Below are 22,673 nucleotides of genomic sequence, written 5' to 3' on the forward strand. Positions count from 1 at the left end.
TCTGATTTTGAAAAGACTTGCATTCCCTTCTATTCAGCCCGATATTAGCCTTGTTGTCTAAGAACTGTCATTTTGAAGCCTATGCCTGAATTACCTGAAGTAGAAACCACCAAAACCAGCTTGCTCCCGTTGATTGGACAAAGTGTTCAATCTGTCACAGTCTTTGAGCCACGTTTACGCTGGCCAATACCTGATGATTTGCACCGCTTACAAGGACAGAAACTACTCAAACTCACGCGTCGCTCTAAATATATTTTGGCAGAATTTGAACAAGATCGTATGCTTTGGCATTTAGGTATGTCTGGCAGTTTTCGCCTATGCGAAGCTCATGAAGAAAAACGCAAACACGATCATTTAATTCTTCAATTTGATGACATTCAATTACGCTATCATGACCCGCGCCGCTTTGGTTGTATTCTTTGGTGGGATGCAGAAACTGAAGCAAAACTGCTCGCACCTTTAGGGCCTGAACCTCTCAGCGAAGCATTTAATGCAGCATATTTAAGCCAAAAACTGAAAAATAAACAGGTCGGCATAAAAATTGCACTGATGGATAATCATGTGGTGGTTGGTGTAGGCAATATCTATGCAACTGAAAGCTTATTCAATTTAGGTATACATCCTGCACAAATGGCCTCAAGTTTATCGATGAGTCAGATTGAAAAATTGGTAGAGGAAACCAAAAGAATTTTACAACAAGCCATTCTACTGGGTGGATCAACGCTAAGAGATTATAGTAACGCGATGGGGGAAAATGGATACTTTCAACAAACCTTACTCGCTTATGGGCGTGCGGGTGAAATGTGTGTGAACTGTGAAACAACATTGGAAAATTTAAAATTGGGACAACGTGCTAGTGTCTTTTGCCCTCAATGCCAACCCTTGAAACAGGTATCTAAAACAACAGCAATCAAGCGAGGTAAGATCAAATGAAAACAGCCATTGTTCGACATATTCTGGTCAAAGATAAAGAGTTAGCTGAGCAGTTAAAAAAGAAGATTTTAGATGGTGCCGATTTTGCCAAAATTGCCAAACAATACTCGACCTGTAATTCAGGTAAGCGTGGCGGCGAGCTCGGTGAAGTGAAAAAAGGTCAATTGGTACCTGTGATTGATAAACTGGTATTTACTGCAGCCGAACATGTCTTGCATGGTCCAGTGAAAAGCCAATTTGGCTTTCATTTGGTTGAAATCAAATTCCGCATGGCATTCTAAAATGATCCTGTAAAGCAGCGCCTTATATGATTTTAGGCACTGCCCTTTTGATAGCGGTTTAAGCCGCTTTCATTTCATATATCCAAGCATCCGTTCGTTCGCCCGACTCTAATTCAACTTGAACCTTGACCCGTTGATACTGCATCCCTTCAAATTCATCTAAAGAAGACCAATGCTCAGTCAATTTTTCGGTACTAAAAAAATAACCTTCCACTTTGGGAGCCGCTTGGTCCAGTACAATGGCAGGTAAACCTTTATCAGGTCCCCAATCCAAAATGTGTACTACGCCATTTACATAGCCTTTCTGCCATGTTCCACCAATGCCTTCTAAAATATGCGCATTTTCCTGATTTGGACGTAAAGTCCCATAGACAAACAAGCGATTCATCGGATCTTCATCTTTCAATTTAAAAAATCAGCGCGCATCTTAATCGGAAAAATGTACAAAAACTAGCCCTATCATACGCAACTCATGGCATAAAAAACGGCACTTTAAAGTGCCGTTTAGGAAGTCTAAATCTATTAAGATTTATTTTTTAACTCATCACGTATTTCACGTAACAATTGGATATCTTCTGGAGTTGCCGCTGGTTCTGGTGCAACTTCTTCTTGTTTACGACGCATACGGTTAATCATTTTCACCATTAAAAATACTACCCACGCCAAAATGATGAAGTTAATTAAAATAGTGAGGAAGTTACCATAAGTTAAAACATTCACGCCTGCTTTGGTTAATTCATCTAAGGACTGTAGGTTATTCGGATTATCACCCAACACAAAGAATTTTTGCGTGAAATCTACACCGCCACCTGTGATTACAGTAATCAAGGGCATAATGATGTCTTTTACTAATGAATCAACAATCTTGCCAAATGCCCCACCGATGATTACACCGACAGCCAAATCAATCATGTTACCTTTCACCGCAAATTCGCGGAATTCTTGAATAATACTCATTGGAATCTCCAGTTCTTTTTTGACTTTAATTTATGTGATGCAGTATACATTATTGAAATCTATATATTTCTATCTAATTTACTTGGTTTTGTAAATTATCTACAACGCTTTGTAGAATAACTTATACAAAAAAACCGCTAATCGGAATTAGCGGTTTTTAAGAAGCATTACATGAAAATCAATTATTTATCACGGTTACGCTTACGTTCGTTTTCAGTCAAGTAACGCTTACGGATACGAATTGACTTAGGTGTTACTTCAACTAATTCATCATCTTCAATGAATTCAAGCGCTTGTTCAAGCGTATATTCAATTGCAGGGGTTAAAGTCAACGCATCATCAGTACCAGAAGCACGTACGTTAGTTAACTGTTTCGCCTTAGTTGGGTTAACTACCATGTCGTCTGAACGAGAGTTAATACCTACGATCATACCTTCGTAAACTTCTAACTGTGGTTTAGCGAATAGACGACCACGGTCTTGTAAACTGAACAATGCATAGCCCAAGCAAGTACCTTGAACCATAGAGATCAATACACCGTTTTGACGTTTCGCAACAGTACCTTGTTTAACAGGGCCATAATGCGAGAAGCTTGAAGTCATGATCCCTGTACCAGAAGTCATGGTCAAGAATTCAGAACGGAAACCGATTAGACCACGTGAAGGTACAGTTGCTTCAATACGGATACGGCCTTTACCGTCAACTTCCATATTGGTCATTTCGCCTTTACGGTGACCCATTTGTTCCATTACAGCACCTTGATGCTGCTCTTCAACGTCAAACGTTACGTTTTCGTAAGGCTCTTGTCTTTCACCATCAATTTCTTTGATGATTACTTGTGGACGAGATACGCCCATTTCGAAGCCTTCACGACGCATGTTTTCAATTAAAACTGAAAGGTGAAGTTCACCACGGCCAGATACTTTGAAACGGTCTGGACTGTCAGTGTCTTCAACACGAAGTGCTACGTTATGAATTAATTCGCGGTCTAAACGTTCACGGATATTACGTGAAGTTACGAATTTACCTTCTTTACCAGCAAACGGTGAGTTGTTTACTTGGAAGGTCATCGATACTGTAGGTTCATCTACAGACAATGCAGGTAATGCTTCTACATTTTTCGGATCACAAATTGTGTCAGAAATGTTCAATGCATCAATACCTGTAATACATACGATGTCGCCCGCAGATGCTGATTCAACATCTACACGCTCTAAACCATGGTAACCCATAATTTTTAAGATACGACCGTTACGTGTATTGCCTTCTTTGTCAATTACAGTCACAGGTGTATTCAATTTTACAGAACCACGTTGAATACGACCAACACCGATAACACCTACGAAGCTGTTATAGTCAAGTGATGAAATCTGCATTTGGAATGGACCATCAACATCTACTGCTGGTGGTTCAACAATGTCAACTACAGTTTCAAACAACGGAGTCATGTCTTCAGCCAATTCTTCTGGAGAAGGACCAGCAACACCACGTAAGCCTGAAGCATAAACGATCGGGAAGTCTAACTGTTCGTCTGTTGCACCCAAGTTGTCGAACAAGTCAAATACTTGGTCGATTACCCAGTCACAACGTGCGCTTGGTTTGTCAACTTTGTTGATAATTACGATTGGTTTCAAACCACGAGCAAACGCTTTTTGAGTTACAAAGCGAGTTTGTGGCATTGGACCTTCTTGAGAGTCAACCAATAACAATACACAGTCAACCATCGACATTACACGTTCAACTTCACCACCGAAGTCTGCGTGTCCTGGGGTGTCGACGATGTTGATGCGGTAAGTTGTATCAGTACGCTTGTCTAACCAAGTGATGGCAGTGTTTTTTGCCAAAATGGTAATACCACGTTCACTTTCTAGTGCATTCGAGTCCATGACACGCTCAATCTCACCTGCGCGATCACCGAGGGCACCTGATTGTTGAAGTAATTTATCGACAAGTGTGGTTTTACCGTGGTCGACGTGGGCAATAATTGCAATATTGCGGAGATTTTTGATATCTGACATAGAATTCGATAAGCCTAAAACTTGAGGGCAAATTATACAGAAAAATAATAGATTTTAGTAGTGACAGTTTATTGACAAGCTCATTTTTTTTAACGACTGATCGGCATTTTGTTTTGTAAAGCTGTGTATCTCGATTAGAATAGCGCCATCTTGCTAACGCCTTTTGACATATGTCTGATCAAAATCTCTCTCCCAATCAACCAGATCAGCTTGATTTGGTGTACGGTTTAAATGACCGTCCTAAACCTCTGATTGCCTTCCTTGCTGCCTTTCAGCACTTACTTGCCATTATTGTTCCGATTGTTACACCAGGCTTACTCATTTGCTTAGCTTTAGGTGTATCCCAACAAGATACCAACATGATTTTATCCATGTCTTTGGTGATTTCTGGGATTGCGACCTTCTTACAATGTAAAAAAGTCGGTCCTTTTGGGGCAGGTTTACTGATTGTTCAGGGTACAAGTTTTAACTTTATTGGTCCAATCATCGGGATTGGCTCTGCCATGGTGGCAGCGGGCACCCCTGTAGAGTCTGTTATGGCGGCCATTTTTGGCGTGGTGATTGCAGGTTCATTCATTGAGATGGGTGTGTCACGCATTTTACCTTGGGTAAAAATGTTAATTACCCCGTTGGTCACAGGCATTGTGGTGCTGTTAATTGGTTTGACCTTAATTAAGGAAGGCTTAATTAGCATGGGGGGCGGCTATCAAGCCATGTCGAACAATACTTTTGCCAACGCTGACAATTTAATTATGTCGTGTACAGTATTGGGTTTAATTATCTTATTGAACCGTATTCGTATTACATGGGTGAAAAGTTCAGCGATCTTGATTGCATTGGTTGTGGGATATGTCCTTGCAGGCTTTATGGGACATCTTGATTTTTCAGGTTTGAAAGATGCTCCTTTAATTCAAGTGCCAACGCCAATGCATTTTGGAATTGACTTCTCTTGGAGTCTATTTATTCCAATGGCGTTTATTTATCTGGTCACCTCTTTAGAAGCGATTGGTGACATTACCGCGACCTCTAAACTTTCCAACCAACCTGTCGATGGTGCAACATGGATGGAACGTATCAAAGGTGGCGTATTGGTGAATGGTGCAAACTCATTCCTCGCTGGGATTTTCAACACATTCCCTAGCTCGGTGTTTGCACAAAATAATGGTGTGATTCAACTCACTGGGGTGGCTAGTCGTTACGTGGGTATCTGGATTGCAGCGCTGTTGGTCATTTTGGGTTTACTTCCTGCGGTTGCAGGTGTGATTCAAGCTGTTCCGCAAGCGGTATTAGGTGGTGCTGTCATGGTCATGTTTGGTGCTGTTGCCGCATCAGGAATTAACATTCTGTCAGGCGTGCATCTTGACCGCCGTGCCCTGCTGATTATTGCGATTTCTCTCGCATTGGGTTTAGGTGTTGCACAAGTGCCTCAAATTCTGGAACATCTGCCAGAATTATTCCGTAACATTTTTAGTTCGGGTGTTGCGACAGGTGGTATTGCCGCACTGATTTTAAATATTGTGCTTCCTGAAACGAAGAAATAAGTTTTCATTTCTGTATGCACCTTGCCCAGCATTGTCTGGGCATCGTTTTTACTATGGAGTAAATAAGATGGATCCACGAAGTGAAGTTGTTCTTCGCCAGCAAGCGTTTCTTTCTGGTTCAATTCTGTTGGTCAATGCGCCTTGTGATGAATTAAATTCAGAACTCACAGGAACTGTTAAACCGCATTTTTGGACGTGGAATTTTAACGAATTACAATATTTTGAGGCTCAACAAAGCCCTGTACATTTTGGCACAGATTTGCCAGAGGTCAGCTTTGAACAAGCGATTGTTTTTGTTCCAAAATCAAAAGAACTACTTAACTATGTGCTACACCAACTGGTCAGTCGTATGGCGGTAGGCTCTTCTATCTTTTTAGTGGGTGAAAAAAAAGGCGGAGTGGAACGTGCCGCGAAACAGCTACAACCTTTTGGTAAAAGCCTAAAATTAGACAGCGCCCGACATTGCCAAATGTGGCAACTGGTCACTGAAAAGACTGTAACCGCAAAACCTTTAGCTGACTGGGCACAACACTACACTGTGCAAACACCGAAAGGTGAGTTACAGATTAGCGCGTTACCAGGCGTATTCAGCCAGAACCGTTTAGATGTCGGTACAGCCGTTTTACTCCCATATCTATCAGAAGTAACGTCGGGTAAAATTGCAGATTTTGGTTGTGGTGCGGGCGTTATCAGTGCTTATTTAGCCAAGTTAAATCCGAAAAATCGCATTTTTGCTTTAGACGTCGATGCCTTTGCACTTGCATCCACAAAAATGACTTTTGAAAAAAATAATCTTTTACCAGAACAACTTGAGATTAAAGCAGTACGAGGCATTGAAGATGCCCCTCTGTTTTTACACGCAATCGTCAGTAATCCCCCATTCCATCAAGGCATTCATACAGATTACAATGCCAGCGAAAATTTATGCAAAACATCTCGCCGTCATCTGAAATCAGATGGTGAATTGTGGATTGTTGCCAATCGCTTTTTAAATTATCCATTACTTATTGAGCAAAGTTTTGGTCAATGTACAACCAAAGCCGATCAACAAGGCTTTAAAGTGCTGTTTGCAAGCACGCAAAAGAAATCTTAAGGAACAACGATGAGCGAAACGACTCAACCAGCTCAACTCAAGCGTAAGCTTGGAGCTCGTCATCTGAATATGATCGCCATTGGTGGTTCTATTGGTACAGGTTTATTCCTTGCCTCAGGTGCGACCATTGCAAATGCAGGTCCTGGCGGTGCATTGCTCGCCTATTGCTTAATTGGTGTGATGATTTACTTTCTTATGACCAGCCTAGGCGAACTTGCAACTCATAACCCAACTTCAGGTGCTTTTTTTACCTATGGCACTAAATATGTTGAAGGCGGTTTTGGTTTCGCCCTTGGTTGGAACTATTGGTACAACTGGGCAATTACGGTTGCATTTGAATTGGTTGCCGTCCAATTCATCATGAAATTCTGGTTTCCAGATATTCCTGGATTTTACTGGAGTGCGCTGTTCCTAGCCGTTGTGTTTGGGATTAATGCGCTTACGGTAAAAGGCTTCGGTGAAAGTGAGTTTTTCTTCTCATTGGTTAAAGTCCTTGCGATTATTGTATTCATCATTATTGGTATCTTCACAATTGCAAAAATCATGATGACTTCAGGTGCATCAACATTTGCAAACTGGACCAAGGGTGAAGCACCTTTTGTTGGTGGCCTATCTGCACTCATTGGGGTCGCCATGATTGCGGGATTCTCTTTTCAGGGAACGGAAATGGTCGGAGTTGCTGCAGGAGAATCCAAAGACCCTCAAAAGACTATTCCTATTGCCATTAAACAAATTTTCTGGCGTATCTTGTTATTTTATATCGTGTGTATTTTCATCATCGGCACCCTAATTTCATACGATGATCCTTTGCTTTTACAGGCGGCTTCGTCTCAAAATATTGCGTTATCCCCTTTCACCTTACTCTACGAAAAAGCAGGTTTTGCCTTTGCTGCGAGTGCAATGAATGCCGTGATTTTGACTGCAATTCTTTCAGCAGGGAACTCAGGCATGTATACATCAACCCGTATGCTGTTTAACATGGCACAGAACGGCAGCGCACCCAAGCTGTTTGGTAAACTTGATCCGCGTGGCGTACCAATGAATGCACTTTATGCAACAACAGTAATTGCTGCACTGTGCTTCTTAACCACTTTTATTGGTGAAGAACAAGTATTCAACTGGTTACTCAACATGTCAGGGATGTGCGGTTTTATCGTTTGGCTGGGCATTGCTGTTTCACACTATCGTTTCCGTAAAGGGTATATCGCACAAGGACATAAAATTGAAGATTTAGCTTATCGTGCAAAATTCTTCCCTTTTGCACCATGGTTTGCCTTTATCCTATGTTCAATTGTTGTCCTCGGTCAGAATTACCAAGCGGTACTGGCGGGTGAGTGGTTATCTGTTTTATCCACCTATATCGGGATTTTCTTATTCTTGGTAATTTGGCTTGGTTATAAATGGAAATACAAAACCAAGTTGATCTCCTACAAAGAAATGGATGTGAACCCAATGAATCCAGACCGAGAATAATTTTTATATTAAAAAAACAGCCTTCGGGCTGTTTTTTTATTCTTTGAATATTCGACATTCAATTAACTCAAACTAAAATACAAAGAACGCTCCAACCCGCATATCAACAAAGAAAATTGATGAATTTCTTAACGTTTCAATCTGACCATCCCATTATATGAAATGGAATCGTACAGACTAAAAAAGCCCCGACATCCTGTCGGGGCTTTTTTTGATCTTGCTGTGGTACAACTCCTGTCATACCCTTTGCATCCGTTCTACACTGTTATTATTATTCTAATGAAACATCCTGTTCCTGATGAGTCCATGATATAAATAATCCAAGCAGTCACCTAGAAGACAAAAGGATCAAATACTGTCAGCCAAACCTACAAAGCAGATGTTTTTTACTTTATTTTGAGTAATCTCTCGCACCAAACAATGCTGTTCCAATCCGTACCATCGTAGAACCTGCTGCAATCGCTTCCTCTAAATCCCCTGACATCCCCATGCTTAAAGTATCCCAATCTTCAGGATGTGCATGTAATGCTTTAACTACCTTAAACAACTTTTGAGCATCCAATAACGCAGCTACATTATTTGGTGCAGGAATCACCATAATGCCACGTAGTCTTAAATGTGGAAGCTGGCTAATTCGTTGAACTAACTCAGCGGCTTCTTCTGGCTGACAACCATCTTTACTGTCCTGTCCATCAATATTGACTTGTAAGCAAATATTCAAGGGGCGCTGTGAATCTAAACGTTGGGTCGATAGGCGCTCTGCAATAATTAAGCGATCAACCCCATGTACCCAAGAAAATTTTTCAGCCAAAAGTTTGGTCTTATTCCGTTGCACATGTCCAATAAAATGCCACTCAATTTCTAGATCCGCCAAAGCTTCAATCTTTTCAAGTGCTTCTTGTAAGTAGTTTTCACCAAATTTATGCTGCCCTGTAGCATACATCTCACGCAATGCTTCACTTGGATGAGTTTTTGATACCGCAAGCAATTGCACAGTTTTAGACTCACGTCCTGCACGTTGACACGCAGCCTCAATTTGCTCTAAAACCTGATTTCGCGACTCTTTCAAACTATTCATTGACGATATTCTCATTTCATTCATCTTTTTTTACGTTCAAGCAACTCTAACTGTTGGTTAAGTGGCAGGAAAGCCTTATTATTCTATCAAAATAATTAAGACTTATATGATCTCGGGGAATTCATGGACATTACAGAATTATTGGCTTTTTCTGCAAAAAACGGGGCGTCTGACTTACACTTATCTGCGGGTATGCCACCAATGATTCGCGTTGATGGCGAAGTACGTCGTATTAACTTACCAGCTTTAGAACATAAAGAAGTGCACAAGTTAGTGTACGACATTATGAATGATAAGCAACGTCGTGATTATGAAGAACAATTGGAAACTGACTTCTCTTTTGAAGTACCTGGCGTTGCCCGTTTCCGTGTAAACGCATTTAATCAAAACCGCGGTGCTGGTGCCGTATTCCGTACCATTCCATCCAAAGTTCTCACCATGGATGACCTTGGTCTAGGCAATATTTTTAAAGAAATTTGTGACTACCCACGTGGCATCGTATTAGTTACAGGACCAACTGGTTCTGGTAAATCCACCACCTTAGCCGCGATGCTAGATTATATTAACGATCGACGTTATGACCATATTTTAACCGTCGAAGATCCAATCGAATTTGTACACCAATCGAAAAAATGTCTAATTAACCAACGTGAAGTACATCGTGACACGCATGGTTTTAATGAAGCATTACGTTCTGCACTGCGTGAAGACCCTGACATTATTTTGGTTGGTGAGATGCGTGACCTTGAAACTATTCGCCTTGCCTTAACTGCGGCGGAAACGGGTCACTTGGTTTTCGGTACACTACATACGACCTCTGCGGCAAAAACCATTGACCGTGTGATTGACGTATTCCCTGCTGAAGAAAAAGATATGGTTCGTGCCATGCTGTCTGAATCTTTACAGGCCGTTATTTCACAAACACTCTTAAAGAAAAATGGCGGTGGTCGTGTCGCTGCGCATGAAATCATGATTGGTATCCCAGCAATTCGTAACTTAATTCGTGAGAACAAAGTTGCACAAATGTACTCTGCCATTCAAACTGGTGCTAACTATGGTATGTCTACCTTAGACCAAAGCCTTAAAACGCTCGTATCTAAAGGCATCATTAGTCCACAAACAGCACGTACTGTTGCTAAACAACCAGAATCATTCTTATAAGAATATCAAAACGGAATTAGGATAAGGTTATGGACTTTAACGACTTACTCAATCTTATGATTCAACAAAAAGCATCTGACCTTTTTGTCACGGCTGAAGTTGAACCATCTATGAAAATTAATGGTCAAATTGTTCCTGTTGCGAAAACTAAGTTAACAGGTGAAATTGTTGGTCAACTCTTAAATTCAATTATGAGTGATAAACAACGTAAAGAATTTGCAGATACACGTGAATGTAACTTTGCGATTATGAATCGTGAAAAAACAGCACGTTTCCGTGTCAGTGCATTTCAACAACGTGACCAACCTGGCATGGTTCTACGTCGCATTGAAACTAAAATTCCAACCATGGATGAGCTTAAACTCCCTCCTGTGTTAAAAGACTTAGCCATGACCAAACGCGGCATCATCATCTTTGTTGGTGCGACAGGTACTGGTAAATCTACCTCTTTGGCCTCAATTATTGGATATCGTAATCAAAATTCGAAAGGTCATATCATTACCATTGAAGATCCGATCGAATTTATTCACGAACATGCAGGCTGTATTATCACTCAACGTGAAGTAGGTATCGATACCGACTCCTTTGAAATTGCGTTGAAAAATACCTTACGTCAAGCACCCGATGTTATTCTAATTGGAGAGATTCGTTCACGCGAGACCATGGATTATGCAATTGCTTTTGCAGAAACTGGCCATTTGGTTTTTGCAACGCTACATGCTAATAATGCCAACCAAGCGATTGATCGTATCATTCACTTCTTTGAAGCAGACCGTCATGGACAATTATTTATGGACTTGTCCTTAAATTTGAAAGCCATGGTCGCTCAGCAACTTATTCCAACGATTGATGGTAATTCACGCCGTGCTGCAATTGAGATTTTGATTAATTCACCATTAATTTCTGACTTAATCCGGAAAGGCGATATTCACGAAATTAAAGATTTAATGAAGCGTTCGCGTGAACTCGGTATGCAAACCTTTGACCAAGCACTTTACGATTTGTATAAAGCCAAGCAGATCACTTATAAAGATGCGCTGAAACACGCAGACTCACCAAATGATTTACGCCTACAAATCAAACTCTCTGAGGAAGGTGCTGACCGCTTAATGAATGCAAGCTCACATATTACTTTTGATGGTCAGTAAATAGACGTAAAAACTAGATTTAAGGAAACGGGCCAATAGGCTCGTTTTTTATATAAGCTAAATATCTCATCATTTTTTATATTTTAACAGCAAAGAAAAAGCAGCCTTGCGGCTGCTTTTTCAAATCAAAATCAATAATTAATTATTGAGCTTGACCAGGTTGTACAGTAACAGTACGGCTACCAGTGATTGTCGCGAATACACGACGGTTCATAGCACGACCTTCTTTAGTTTTGTTGTCAGCAATCGGTTGATCCCAAGCGAAACCTTGAGTAGACAAACGAGATGCATCTACATTATATTCATTTACAAGAGCAGATTTAACAGAGTTAGCACGAGCTAAAGATAAACGTTCGTTCAATGCACGTGGACCAGTGTTATCTGTATGGCCTTCGATGCGAGCAGTAGCATTTGGATATTCAACTAACTTCTCAGCAACTTTAGCAATTTCTGGCTTGTATTGATCTTTGATGTTTGATTTGTTCGTATCAAAGAACACACGAAGTTCCATGTTAAGGTCTTCAGTCAATTGCTCAGGAACTGGCTCAACTGGAGTAACTGGCTCAACTTCTACTACTGGTGCAGCAGGTTTCAAGTGACCACCAAGAACAACGTTAAGACCAGCTAAAGCTGTGTAGTTCCAGAACTTTTCATCAAAGTCATAAGTACCACGAGCTTCAGTACGAAGAGACAATGCATCGTTTAAGCGCCAGAAAGCACCTAGACCAGCATTACCAATTGTGTCTTCTTTATCTTCGTAAATGCCATCAAAATCAGTTTTAGTCTGACCAGCACCTAAAAGTACATATGGCTTGATTTTGCTGTCATAGTTTTTAGTGAACAAATCAGAAGTAGCATAGAAGTTACCAGCTACAGTGCGTTGTTTGTATTCAGCACCCTGTACACCAGTACCGTCAAGGTCACCCTTAACTTGGTTATATTCAGCTTCAAAGCCTAACCATGGAGTTAATTCAACACCCAATGCAGCACCAACGAACATATCGTCTTGTAATTCTGCATGGCTAGTTAGTTTGTCATTATTGTGCTCAGAATCCTGCCAAGTATAACCAAGCATTAATGGAGTAATAGTTACACCTGCATTAGCAGCAGCCAAAGGTGCAGCTACGAGCATCGCTAAAGCAATACGACTCATTTTCATGGATTTATCCTCCAGAGATAAACAATTGTTGTTCAAGCTAAGCCTAAAATTTTAGCTATCCTGAGATAGGCTTTTTTAAATACCCCAGTTTTATTTTTAAGCTACTCACCTTGAATAATACAAACACTTAATTCGTTTGTCCAAGTGTTTGATAATTTTAATCAAGTAAATTATTGACAAAATTACTTACAATTTCAGTTGTAGTTCAGTAAATTTATGATCTCTTTCTTTTTAAGAATAGCTTTGTTGCCACTTGCGCTTCACTATAGCATTTTCTTATTCGCTGAGAAATACATTTTTCATTATAAAATGAATAAAAAACAAGACATTAATATTCATTATTAACTTAAAAAATACAGATACTTAGGTTATTTTATATGCACATCAATAAACATATGGCTTATACATTAACAGAACTTGCAATTACAATATTAGTTTTGTCAATACTTGTTACGCTTGCCCTACCTTATTACCACGAAATGAAAGCAAATCAAGAACGCAGAACAATTTTTAGGCAACTAATAGCTAATATACAACTCGCAAAACAGCATGCTGCTATACATCACACCAATGTTGTTATGTGCTCATCAGAAAATATGCAGAGCTGTAAAGAAGAGATGTGGGAACAAGGCTTCATCTTATTCCTCGATTCGAATCAAAATAGACAATTAGATTTAAATGAGATTTTAGTTTCACAAGAACGTACTGACTTATCCTACGGCACATTAAACTGGCGTGGCACCTTGCACTTTCCTAGTCTGAATTTTATGGCTGAACACGGTCTCCCGATTGGCTCAAATGGTAGTTTCTATTACTGCTCATCAACGGTAAAACATATGAAAATTATCCTGAATAAAATGGGCAATTCACGTAGCATTGACCTCAGCAATTGTTGAAAACCGATGAGTCAACTGCAAAAACAACATCTAATTTGCTGTTTTCAATATACTGCATAGGATTGAACAATAACCAATTATACTCGTTCGGAGATATATCAATGACTGATATCGTGATTGTAAATGGCGCACGTACTGCAATGGGCGGTTTTCAAGGAAGTTTATCTGCTCTAACAGCGCCAGAGCTTGGTGCAACAACCATCAAGGAAGCAATTGCTCGTGCTGGCTTACAACCGACCGATGTAGAAGAAGTCATTATGGGCTGTGTTTTACCTGCTGGTTTGAAACAAGGTCCTGCACGCCAAGCGATGCGTCAAGCAGGTTTACCAGATTCAACTGGTGCCGTTACGATCAATAAATTATGTGGTTCAGGCATGAAAGCGGTCATGCAAGCTGCCGATATGATTAAAGCAGGTTCTGCTGAAATCGTGGTTGCAGGTGGTATGGAATCAATGACCAATGCACCCTATATCTTAACCAAAGCACGTGCAGGTTACCGCATGGGTCATGGCGAAGTTAAAGATCATATGTTTCTTGATGGCTTAGAAGATGCTGAAACTGGTCGTTTAATGGGTTCATTTGCACAAGATATGGCCAATAGCCGTGGCTATACCCGTGAGCAAATGGATGAATTTGCTATTCGTTCATTACAACGTGCACAAACTGCGGTCAACGAAGGTTACTTTGCTGATGAAATTGTTCCTGTCACAGTTTCAACGCGTAAAGGTGATGTGGTGATCGATAAAGATGAGCAACCATTTAATGCCAATATCGATAAAATTCCTACATTACGTCCAGCATTTGCAAAAGACGGTACGATTACTGCTGCAAATGCCAGCTCAATTTCTGATGGTGCGTCAGCACTGGTTTTAACTTCAGCCGACAATGCAGCAAACAAGGGCTTAACACCATTAGCGAAAATTGTTGCTTATGCATCAAACTCTCAACACCCTTCTGAGTTCACAATCGCCCCTGTTGGCGCTATCGAGAAAGTGTTAAAGAAAACTGGTTGGGATGCGCAAGACGTTGACCTTTGGGAAATCAATGAAGCATTTGCAATGGTGACCATGTGTCCAATGGACGACTTTAAACTTGATCCTGCAAAAGTGAATATTAATGGTGGGGCTTGTGCACTTGGACATCCAGTAGGCTCAACTGGCTCACGGATTATTTTAACGCTCATCCATGCCTTAAAACGTACTGGCGGTAAGAAAGGGATTGCAGCTTTATGTATCGGTGGCGGTGAAGCAACGGCTGTCGCGATTGAACTTTTATAAGTTTCAACATTCTACTATTCGCTATGCTTAAGTAAAAAATCCTCCTTAACGGGGGATTTTTTATGCTTACATTTTTTCCTTATTCTTTTTGATCAAGACTGTTAAATTAAGACACTCAAAATAAAAAATGGAACCTACAATAATGCAATTCAACCATTATCTCAATTTCCAAGGTGAAGCCGAAGCTGCTTTTAATTTTTATAAATCTGTGTTCGGTGGTGAGTTTGCCATGCTAAAACGTTATGGTGAAATGCCCTCTGATGGAAAATCTCAGCTCAGCGATGCAGAAAAAAATTATATTCTGCATGTTTCCTTACCAATTAATGAATTTACAATTCTGATGGCCTCCGATACTACGGAACAGTTTTGTGCAGCGAATAGTCCTTTTATCAAAGGCACCAATCACTATATTTCAATTAATTTGGAGAAGCACGAACAAGCTGAAGCACAACGCTTGTATGAAGCGCTCTCACAAAATGGGCAAATTGAAATGCCCTTAGAAAAGACCTTTTGGGGTGCACTCTATGCGGCATTTACCGATCAGTTTGGCGTGAAATGGATGGTCAATTGTCAGTTAGTAGATGAGTAATTTTCTTTAATTATTTTACTAGAATGCAATATAGCCTATTGATAAGTAATCATTTAGGTTATAGTGCATCGCATATTTTTCAACAAACTTTATAACAAGATAATGACAGGTCTTACACATACTATTCTTATTATTTTCATCACGATTTTGACTTCTATTGCAGCTTGGCAGCATCGGAATATCATGAATCGTTTGATTTTTAATATTTCAGCAATTAAGCACGGTCAATATGATCGATTCCTAACCCATGGCTTTATCCATAATGATGGTGTGCATCTTTTCTTTAATATGTTCACACTTTATTTCTTTGGGAGAAGTATTGAATGGTTTTTTCGTGACTATTTAAATGGTCTGGGTTTTGTCTTGTTCTATTGTAGTGCGGTTATTGTGGCAGCCATCCCAAGCTATCTTCACAATCGAAGTTTAAATTCTTACCGTAGTTTGGGTGCATCAGGTGCAGTTAATGCGGTACTTTTCAGTGCAATTCTATTTGATCCTTGGGGAATGATTTATATCTATTTTATCCCAATTCCTGCCATTATCTTCGGAACAATTTATCTGTGCTACAGCATGCATGCAATTCATTCAGGGCATTCTCCATTGATTGACCACCGAGCTCATATTGCAGGTGCTGTCTATGGCTTCCTATTTCCACTCCTGCTTGCACCATCCCTCGGCGCAGCTTTCTTTTATAAGTTTATTGATACGCCATTATTTTAAATATAATCAACAATCCAAATATAAAAAGCTGGACCAAAGTCCAGCTTTTTATTATCTGCTTAAAAAATTAAGCCCCAGTTTGATAACTTGCTTGAGCAACTGCTGTAGAAGCTTGGTATGGATGGGTGAAGTCAGCTAAACCTGCAGCAGCTTCTTGAATATCTTTACCTTCTTTAATCACAAAAGTGTCGAAACCAGAACGCTTCATATAGTTTAAGACATCCTTAAACACATCACCTGTCGCACGTAATTCACCTTGGAAACCTTGGCGACGCAACAGTGCAGCAAATGAATAACCACGACCATCGTTGAAACCCGCAAAATCAATAAAGATTGCATCTAATTGGTCTAAAGGAAATTCATTCACTTCAGGAGAAGCATCCACTGTAATGAATAATGCTTTTTTACCTGTGATGTTAGCAAGCTGATCCAATTGATCAACAGTCAACACTACATCACCTTGTGGTAATACAGCATCTTCACCAATCAATTGGTAACTATTGTCTGCAATTGTGCCATCTTTAGAGAGCACTTTTAGTGCGGTATTAAGCATAAGCACGCTCCTTAAATGGTTGAATGCCAACACGGCGGTAAGTTTCAATAAACTCTTCACCTTCTTGACGTAAATCAAGATAAGTATTCAAAATTTCTTCAATAATGTCAGGTACAACTTCTGCAGCAAATGATGGCCCTAAGATGTCACCAATTGAAGCATCATGGTCTGCATTACCGCCTAAGGTAATTTGATAGAATTCAGCGCCTTTTTTATCGACACCTAAAATACCAATATTACCCACGTGGTGATGACCACAAGCATTCATACAACCTGAAATGTTCAAGTCGATATGACCTAAGTTGTAAACGGTATCTAGGTCATCAAAACGACGTGAAATTGCTTCAGAAATTGGAATTGATTTCGCATTTGCCAATGAACAGAAGTCTCCGCCTGGGCAGCAAATAATATCGGTAATAAAGCCGATATGCGCACGCGCCAAGTCGTGTTGTTCAAGGGTTTGCCACAATTCAAACAAATCTTTTTGCGGTACATCGACCAACGAAATGTTTTGTTCATGCGTGGTACGTAATTCACCAAAGGTGTATTTGTCTGCAAGGTCTGCAATCAAATTCATTTCTTCAGTGGTCACATCGCCTGGTGCAATACCTGCGCGCTTCAGCGAAATGGTCACCACTCGGTAACCTGTCACTTTATGTGCATTGGTATTAATGTTGAACCATTGTTTAAACTTAGGATGTTCAGCAAATAATGCTGTGAAGTCTTCATCCGCCAATTGTTGGTAGGCAAATGGAGTAAATTCTTCATCTAATTTTGCTAAAGTTTCAGCATCTACTTTTAATGTTTGAATTGTGTGAGCAAATTCCGCTTCCACTTTCTCAGCAAACACTGCAGGCGTTAATGCTTTGACTAAAATTTTGATACGAGCTTTATACTTGTTGTCACGGCGACCATGTAAGTTATACACACGAAGTACCGCTTCAAGATAAGCAATCAAATCTTCACGTGGCAACCATTCTTTAATGATTGAACCAATGATTGGTGTACGACCTAAACCGCCACCGACTTTGATTTTATAACCAATCTCACCTGCCTCATTTTTCACGATATATACACCGATATCGTGGAATGAAGTTGCAGCACGATCGACTTCTTCTAAAGCAGACACCGCAATTTTGAACTTACGTGGTAAGAATGCAAATTCTGGGTGGAAGGTTGACCATTGACGAATCAACTCACAAGTTGGGCGTGGATCTGCAACCTCACCCGCAACTACACCTGCATATTGGTCAGTTGTGGTGTTACGAATACAGTTACCTGAAGTTTGAATCGCATGCATCTGCACAGTTGCCAATTCGGCAAGCATGTCAGGCACATTTTCAAGTGCAGGCCAGTTAAACTGAATGTTTTGACGTGTTGACACGTGTGCATAACCACGGTCATATTCTTTCGCCAATTCCGCAACCTTGCGTAACTGCGTAGAGCTCATCAAACCATAAGGAACAGCAATACGTAACATCGGCGCATAGCGTTGTACGTATAAACCATTTTGGAGACGTAGCGGACGGTATTCATCTTCAGTGAGTTTACCCGCTAAATAACGTTCCGTTTGGTCACGGAACTGTGCAACACGTTCATTGATCAGTTGCTGATCAAAATCAGTATATAAATACATGGCGTACAGCTAGTAGTTTCATTATAACGGCTCACAGCATAACGATATTTAAACTATCAACAAAACGCGTTTTTTACATATTTAATAGCGGTTTTATTGATAAGCCTTTTTTGTTTTTCTAAAAGATCGAATCTATAAGGCTTAAGCACGTTTTTAGCTGTTTTGGACTTTGTTCTTCTATCTATATCTTATTTATTGCTAACGCTATAAATAGAACCGTCATCTTCCAATTCAGTCAGCAAAAAGCCTGACGAATCAGGCTTTTTTTATAGAAGATGTAGTGAATTATTGCAAAGCATAGGCGACTAAATAATCTCCCATCTTGGTGCCAAAGGAACCATGCCCACCAGCCATGATCACTACATATTGCTTACCATTGCTTTCATAAGTCATAGGAGTTGCCTGACCACCTGCGGGTAAACGCCCTTCCCACAACTGCTCGCCATTGCTGACGTTAAATGCACGAAGATAATTATCCTGCGTGCCTGCGACAAACATCACATTCCCTGCGGTTGAAATTGGACCACCCAAACCTGGCACTCCTATTTTTAACGGTGGCAGTTGGAACAATTTCGGCAAACTGTCACGGATAGTCCCGATCCGCTTTTTCCAAACCACTTGATGGGTTTTTAAATCTACACCCGCCACATAACCCCAAGCTGGTTGCTTACACGGCAAACCGAGTGGAGATAAGAACGCACTGATTTCCACACCATAAGGCACACCATACATTGGCTGTACCCCTTGTTCAGTCCCTGCACCTTTGGCAGTTTCTTTACGATTCGGATCTGCGGGAATTAAACGGCTGACAAAAGGCAATCCGATTGGATTCATAACAGCAACTTGACGATCTGCATTCACCGACATGCCACCCCATTCAAATACCCCTAAATTTCCGGGGAAGACTAAAGTGCCATTTTCAGAAGGTGGGGTGTAAATACCGTCATAATTCAAACGATGGAAATAAACCCGACAAATTAACTGATCAAACATGGTCGCCCCCCACATGTCTTTATCTTTTAACTTGTCTTGAGGTGCCAGATTTAAATCAGAAAATGGTTGGGTTGCCGAATAGTGTTCGCCTTGGGTTTGTGGCCCGTGTTTCACTGTTTGAGGAACTGCGCGCTCGTTTATAGGCACGATCGCTTTGCCTGTACGTCGGTCTAGTACAAAGACATTGCCTGTTTTTGTTAACACATAAATCGCTGGAACAGTTTTTCCAGTGGTATCTTGAATATCTGCCAAAGAAGGTTGCGCTGGCACATCCATATCCCATAAATCATGATGCGTGGTTTGAAAATGCCAAACCAACTTGCCTGTACTGGCATTAATGGCCAACATCGAATTGGCATAACGCTCTTTTAACTCAGTACGATCTCCACCCCAAATATCGGGGGTTCCCACTCCTGTTGGTACATATACGATATCTAATTTAGAGTCATAAGCTAAAGGCGCCCAAGCATTCGGCGAGTTATGCACAAAAGTGGTACTTTCATTCGGCATGGCATTTGGATTTTGTGCCCCTGTATCAAAAACCCAAAGTAATTCACCTGTATTCACATCATAGCCACGAATGACGCCAGAAGGTTCTTTGGAAGAGTAGTTATCGGTCACTGAACCTGCAATAACCACCGTTGTACCCGAAATAACCCCTGGTGATGTTGGGTTATAGCCCCCTGGATAGGCATAAGGCATAAATTTTTGTAAATTTACTTCGCCTTGCTCACCAAAATCTGAGCAGACTTTGCCTGTATCGGCATTCACAGCCACCAAGCGTCCATCATTGACTGGAACAATCACCTTACGTGGGCATTCAGCAGAAACCGATTTTCGATTTTGCAAGCTGGTCGCAAACTCGGTTGTATTATTGGCATCGTAATACATTACCCCACGACAAGTGAGATGCTGAAAGGTATGGTCGGCTTTCAGTTTTGGGTCAAAACGCCATTTTTCCTTGCCCGTTGCTGGGTCTAAGGCAATTAACCATTGGTGGGTAGTACACATATATAAGTTATTACCCACTTTAATCGGTGTCACCTGATTGGTGGTTTCTCCCGAATCTTTATCTGTTTTGACATCACCTGTGCGGAATGTCCAAGCCACTTTCAGATTTTTAACATTTTGATCATTAATCTGTGTCAAAGGTGAATAGCGTACCCCGCCCTGAGTACGTCCATAAGCAGGCCAATCTTGTTCTGCCACCCCATCAATGGCTTGAGCCGATGCAGGTTGTGGTTGTTGAATGACGCCATTAATTTCTTGGGGATCATTAAAAATGGCATAGACCATAACTGCAATAGCAATCAACAACGTACCCGAAAGTGCAATTTTGCTGCCTTGGACTTGACTCATATTGCGAGTGATTGCAGGAATGAGTAACCATAAACCCAATACCCCCAAAATATCCAGACGGGGTGCGAGAGCCCAAAAATCAGTTCCGACCTCCCATACACTCCACACTATGGTCGCCAGCATCAAGAAACTGTACAGCCATAAAGAGGAACCTTGACTCTTTTTAAGTAAAAAAGCTGATGCCAAAATTAGCAGACCAGCAATCACATAATAGATTGAACCACCGAGTAGAATGAGCCATACACCCCCAATCAATAGATAGGCAGCAATCAAAAGCATCACAATAACGGTAAAGGTTCGCATCGTATTTGATGGGTTACTCATTCCATTCACCTCATTCACTTTATTATTTATCGTTAACTCAGCCACACACTGGATTATTTTGTCGTTTGTTTCGCTATTCTTATTCGTATTTAAATCATTGATCTAGGAAAGATGGTTTCTATGACACCGTTAAAATGCGGTTTGAAACTTAATCCCGCCGACCCAAACATTTTCGCCATTTTTATCCGCACCCACATGTCGAATATATTGAAGATTCGGACGAATCGTTAACCAATTGGTGGCATGTAAACCGTAATACAGCTCGGTGTTATATTCTTCATCCTGCCCCGTATTTAAATCATCATTGAGATGGATTCGGGCAAATCCCAAGGCAATTTCATCTTTCGGGCGCATATCTAACACACCTGTATAGATCACACCAATATTTTGCATATTGTCGACAGTGTTGGTTTTGTCATCGTGCACAGTCAGGTTTATAAACCCTGTAAGTCCGCGATGCGGATCTTGAGCGTGTTGCAGCAATTGTTGTTTTGCGACAACCCACATACCTTGCTTATGAGAGGTCGTGTTAGGATTTTGAATTTCGACTGCATCCTCACTACTGTAATAATAGCCCAGTCGATATTCACCTGTTTTGCCTTGCATACCAACTTTCGGCTGCCAAACCAGCTCTATGGGGACAATGACACCATCGGAACCCGAGGTACTTAAATTAAAACCCTGACTACGCTTTAAATTCTCAGGATTATATTCATATACTCCAATTTGGCTAAAGAGCTCAGGGGAAACTTGATATTTCAGTCTGGCAGCCCATTGACTCACAGGCCAATTAAACCATTGATCGCCCACCCAATTGCCAACTTGAGAACCACATAAGGCTAAATTCTGAAAGTCACAATCGAAACTATTAAAATCTTCCCCTTCGCCAAAGCGCCCGACTTTTATATCTAGTTTTTGATTTATAAATTGCTTTTTAATCCAGAGATTGGTCAAGCGCCACGTTTGTCCACGCCCCCAGACCTCTTGGGTTGAACTTAAATGCCCATCCAAGGCATCCGACGTTTGTGATAAAGAATGTCCATTCCGTTCAGTAATAATGATTTGTGCTTCGGTGTCTTGCCAGCCCAGTATTTTATCTAAATCAAAATGACTGCCCAATACGAACTGATCGGCATATTCAGTCCCGTGGCTCGAATGCGTTTTGGCATCCAGTAAAGTGGCCATTTCTCCTGTATAACCCAAGTTAAAGCTATACCCTTGAGTTTGTAATGCAGTTCGAGTGCCCTGCCAATCTCCCAACATCCAAGGGCTGTCTACGGCAAAGGCTGATTGCGCATGAGTTCCAGAATTGATGCTCAAGCCCATTAAACACAATGTGAACCATTTCCTTGAGATTCGGAGTTTTTGCATACATGCAACCTTTTATAATTATGTAATGCATATTTAGGTTACGCCTGTTTTTTGTGGTTAAAATATAATCTTTTTGTCGTTTTTTGTTAAGCTATTAAAATAGCTTGATTTTA

Annotated in this window: 20 protein-coding genes; 11 read left to right on the forward strand and 9 right to left on the reverse strand. The window is 40.7% G+C overall.

What is annotated here, in order from left to right; translation table 11 throughout:
* Positions 1-81 precede the first annotated feature (81 nt).
* Both mutM and I593_RS18340 read left to right on the forward strand, forming a co-directional pair.
* Entirely contained in the window at positions 82-933 is an 852-nt protein-coding gene (mutM, locus tag I593_RS18335) for a bifunctional DNA-formamidopyrimidine glycosylase/DNA-(apurinic or apyrimidinic site) lyase (RefSeq protein WP_016165365.1), read from the forward strand.
* Positions 930-1,214 carry a peptidylprolyl isomerase gene (locus I593_RS18340; RefSeq protein ID WP_016165366.1) on the forward strand — a complete coding sequence of 95 codons (285 nt, stop codon included), beginning with the start codon at positions 930-932 and terminating at the stop codon, positions 1,212-1,214. Before mutM ends, I593_RS18340 begins: the two co-directional genes overlap by 4 nt.
* A gap of 58 nt (positions 1,215-1,272) precedes the next feature.
* Here I593_RS18340 and I593_RS18345 read toward each other — a convergent pair whose 3' ends face one another.
* From I593_RS18345 to typA, 3 genes are all read right to left on the reverse strand, one after another.
* Entirely contained in the window at positions 1,273-1,602 is a 330-nt protein-coding gene (locus I593_RS18345) for a gamma-glutamylcyclotransferase family protein (protein WP_016165367.1), read from the reverse strand.
* A gap of 134 nt (positions 1,603-1,736) precedes the next feature.
* A complete protein-coding gene (gene mscL, locus I593_RS18350) occupies positions 1,737-2,171 on the reverse strand; it encodes a large conductance mechanosensitive channel protein MscL (RefSeq protein ID WP_016165368.1) in 435 nt (144 codons plus the stop codon).
* Between the two features lie 182 nt (positions 2,172-2,353).
* Positions 2,354-4,189: a translational GTPase TypA gene (gene typA, locus I593_RS18355; protein ID WP_016165369.1), complete on the reverse strand. Its 1,836-nt coding sequence runs from the start codon at positions 4,187-4,189 to the stop codon at positions 2,354-2,356.
* A 170-nt stretch (positions 4,190-4,359) separates the two neighbouring features.
* Between typA and I593_RS18360 the strand changes: the two genes are divergently transcribed.
* The 3 genes from I593_RS18360 to I593_RS18370 all read left to right on the forward strand — a co-directional run bounded on the left by I593_RS18360 (position 4,360) and on the right by I593_RS18370 (position 8,296).
* On the forward strand, positions 4,360-5,730 hold the full coding sequence (locus tag I593_RS18360; protein WP_016165370.1) for a uracil-xanthine permease family protein: 1,371 nt from the start codon (positions 4,360-4,362) through the stop codon (positions 5,728-5,730).
* Between the two features lie 67 nt (positions 5,731-5,797).
* A complete protein-coding gene (locus tag I593_RS18365) occupies positions 5,798-6,823 on the forward strand; it encodes a class I SAM-dependent methyltransferase (RefSeq protein ID WP_016165371.1) in 1,026 nt (341 codons plus the stop codon).
* Between the two features lie 9 nt (positions 6,824-6,832).
* Complete coding sequence (locus tag I593_RS18370; protein ID WP_016165372.1) at positions 6,833-8,296, forward strand: amino acid permease; 1,464 nt, start codon at positions 6,833-6,835, stop codon at positions 8,294-8,296.
* Between the two features lie 391 nt (positions 8,297-8,687).
* Here the strand turns inward: I593_RS18370 and I593_RS18375 are convergent, their stop codons facing one another.
* The gene (locus I593_RS18375) at positions 8,688-9,374 is read right to left on the reverse strand and encodes a YggS family pyridoxal phosphate-dependent enzyme (protein WP_016165373.1); all 687 of its coding nucleotides are present in this window, start codon (positions 9,372-9,374) and stop codon (positions 8,688-8,690) included.
* 123 nt (positions 9,375-9,497) lie between these two features.
* Here I593_RS18375 and I593_RS18380 point away from each other — a divergent pair, with 123 nt between their 5' ends.
* Both I593_RS18380 and I593_RS18385 read left to right on the forward strand, forming a co-directional pair.
* Positions 9,498-10,535: a type IV pilus twitching motility protein PilT gene (locus tag I593_RS18380; protein ID WP_016165374.1), complete on the forward strand. Its 1,038-nt coding sequence runs from the start codon at positions 9,498-9,500 to the stop codon at positions 10,533-10,535.
* A gap of 29 nt (positions 10,536-10,564) precedes the next feature.
* Positions 10,565-11,683, forward strand: a complete 1,119-nt coding sequence (locus tag I593_RS18385) for a PilT/PilU family type 4a pilus ATPase (protein ID WP_016165375.1) — start codon at positions 10,565-10,567, stop codon at positions 11,681-11,683.
* Positions 11,684-11,825: 142 nt separating this feature from the next.
* On the opposite strand, the gene omp38 is transcribed toward I593_RS18385, so the two are convergent.
* Positions 11,826-12,842 (reverse strand): outer membrane protein Omp38, encoded by a 1,017-nt coding sequence (gene omp38 / locus I593_RS18390; protein WP_016165376.1) that lies wholly within the window; start codon positions 12,840-12,842, stop codon positions 11,826-11,828.
* A 377-nt stretch (positions 12,843-13,219) separates the two neighbouring features.
* On the opposite strand from omp38, the gene I593_RS18395 reads away from it, so the two are divergent.
* From I593_RS18395 to I593_RS18410, 4 genes are all read left to right on the forward strand, one after another.
* On the forward strand, positions 13,220-13,738 hold the full coding sequence (locus tag I593_RS18395; RefSeq protein ID WP_016165377.1) for a GspH/FimT family pseudopilin: 519 nt from the start codon (positions 13,220-13,222) through the stop codon (positions 13,736-13,738).
* A gap of 101 nt (positions 13,739-13,839) precedes the next feature.
* Positions 13,840-15,015, forward strand: a complete 1,176-nt coding sequence (locus tag I593_RS18400) for a thiolase family protein (RefSeq protein ID WP_016165378.1) — start codon at positions 13,840-13,842, stop codon at positions 15,013-15,015.
* Positions 15,016-15,157: 142 nt separating this feature from the next.
* Positions 15,158-15,604 (forward strand): VOC family protein, encoded by a 447-nt coding sequence (locus I593_RS18405; RefSeq protein WP_016165379.1) that lies wholly within the window; start codon positions 15,158-15,160, stop codon positions 15,602-15,604.
* A 102-nt stretch (positions 15,605-15,706) separates the two neighbouring features.
* Positions 15,707-16,324 (forward strand): rhomboid family intramembrane serine protease, encoded by a 618-nt coding sequence (locus tag I593_RS18410; protein ID WP_016165380.1) that lies wholly within the window; start codon positions 15,707-15,709, stop codon positions 16,322-16,324.
* 67 nt (positions 16,325-16,391) lie between these two features.
* Here I593_RS18410 and I593_RS18415 read toward each other — a convergent pair whose 3' ends face one another.
* From I593_RS18415 to I593_RS18430, 4 genes are all read right to left on the reverse strand, one after another.
* Complete coding sequence (locus I593_RS18415; protein WP_016165381.1) at positions 16,392-16,877, reverse strand: DUF934 domain-containing protein; 486 nt, start codon at positions 16,875-16,877, stop codon at positions 16,392-16,394.
* On the reverse strand, positions 16,870-18,513 hold the full coding sequence (locus I593_RS18420) for a nitrite/sulfite reductase (protein WP_016165382.1): 1,644 nt from the start codon (positions 18,511-18,513) through the stop codon (positions 16,870-16,872). Before I593_RS18420 ends, I593_RS18415 begins: the two co-directional genes overlap by 8 nt.
* Positions 18,514-18,798: 285 nt before the next feature.
* Entirely contained in the window at positions 18,799-21,189 is a 2,391-nt protein-coding gene (locus I593_RS18425; protein WP_016165383.1) for a glucose/quinate/shikimate family membrane-bound PQQ-dependent dehydrogenase, read from the reverse strand.
* Between the two features lie 129 nt (positions 21,190-21,318).
* On the reverse strand, positions 21,319-22,560 hold the full coding sequence (locus I593_RS18430; RefSeq protein ID WP_016165384.1) for a carbohydrate porin: 1,242 nt from the start codon (positions 22,558-22,560) through the stop codon (positions 21,319-21,321).
* Positions 22,561-22,673: the final 113 nt, after the last annotated feature.

The organism is Acinetobacter tandoii DSM 14970 = CIP 107469 (assembly GCF_000400735.1).
GTDB lineage: Bacteria > Pseudomonadota > Gammaproteobacteria > Pseudomonadales > Moraxellaceae > Acinetobacter > Acinetobacter tandoii.

Excerpts from the sequence above, each read along its gene's own strand:
- mutM (WP_016165365.1), top strand. The coding sequence starts at position 82 with ATGCCTGAATTACCTGAAGTAGAAACCACCAAAACCAGCTTGCTCCCG.
- typA (WP_016165369.1), bottom strand. The coding sequence starts at position 4,189 with ATGTCAGATATCAAAAATCTCCGCAATATTGCAATTATTGCCCACGTC.
- I593_RS18380 (WP_016165374.1), top strand. The coding sequence starts at position 9,498 with ATGGACATTACAGAATTATTGGCTTTTTCTGCAAAAAACGGGGCGTCT.
- omp38 (WP_016165376.1), bottom strand. The coding sequence starts at position 12,842 with ATGAAAATGAGTCGTATTGCTTTAGCGATGCTCGTAGCTGCACCTTTG.
- I593_RS18340 (WP_016165366.1), top strand. The coding sequence starts at position 930 with ATGAAAACAGCCATTGTTCGACATATTCTGGTCAAAGATAAAGAGTTA.
- I593_RS18430 (WP_016165384.1), bottom strand. The coding sequence starts at position 22,560 with ATGCAAAAACTCCGAATCTCAAGGAAATGGTTCACATTGTGTTTAATG.
- I593_RS18365 (WP_016165371.1), top strand. The coding sequence starts at position 5,798 with ATGGATCCACGAAGTGAAGTTGTTCTTCGCCAGCAAGCGTTTCTTTCT.
- I593_RS18420 (WP_016165382.1), bottom strand. The coding sequence starts at position 18,513 with ATGTATTTATATACTGATTTTGATCAGCAACTGATCAATGAACGTGTT.
- I593_RS18395 (WP_016165377.1), top strand. The coding sequence starts at position 13,220 with ATGCACATCAATAAACATATGGCTTATACATTAACAGAACTTGCAATT.
- I593_RS18410 (WP_016165380.1), top strand. The coding sequence starts at position 15,707 with ATGACAGGTCTTACACATACTATTCTTATTATTTTCATCACGATTTTG.
- I593_RS18370 (WP_016165372.1), top strand. The coding sequence starts at position 6,833 with ATGAGCGAAACGACTCAACCAGCTCAACTCAAGCGTAAGCTTGGAGCT.
- I593_RS18345 (WP_016165367.1), bottom strand. The coding sequence starts at position 1,602 with ATGAATCGCTTGTTTGTCTATGGGACTTTACGTCCAAATCAGGAAAAT.
- I593_RS18425 (WP_016165383.1), bottom strand. The coding sequence starts at position 21,189 with ATGAGTAACCCATCAAATACGATGCGAACCTTTACCGTTATTGTGATG.
- I593_RS18405 (WP_016165379.1), top strand. The coding sequence starts at position 15,158 with ATGCAATTCAACCATTATCTCAATTTCCAAGGTGAAGCCGAAGCTGCT.
- I593_RS18385 (WP_016165375.1), top strand. The coding sequence starts at position 10,565 with ATGGACTTTAACGACTTACTCAATCTTATGATTCAACAAAAAGCATCT.
- I593_RS18400 (WP_016165378.1), top strand. The coding sequence starts at position 13,840 with ATGACTGATATCGTGATTGTAAATGGCGCACGTACTGCAATGGGCGGT.
- I593_RS18415 (WP_016165381.1), bottom strand. The coding sequence starts at position 16,877 with ATGCTTAATACCGCACTAAAAGTGCTCTCTAAAGATGGCACAATTGCA.
- I593_RS18375 (WP_016165373.1), bottom strand. The coding sequence starts at position 9,374 with ATGAATAGTTTGAAAGAGTCGCGAAATCAGGTTTTAGAGCAAATTGAG.
- I593_RS18360 (WP_016165370.1), top strand. The coding sequence starts at position 4,360 with ATGTCTGATCAAAATCTCTCTCCCAATCAACCAGATCAGCTTGATTTG.
- mscL (WP_016165368.1), bottom strand. The coding sequence starts at position 2,171 with ATGAGTATTATTCAAGAATTCCGCGAATTTGCGGTGAAAGGTAACATG.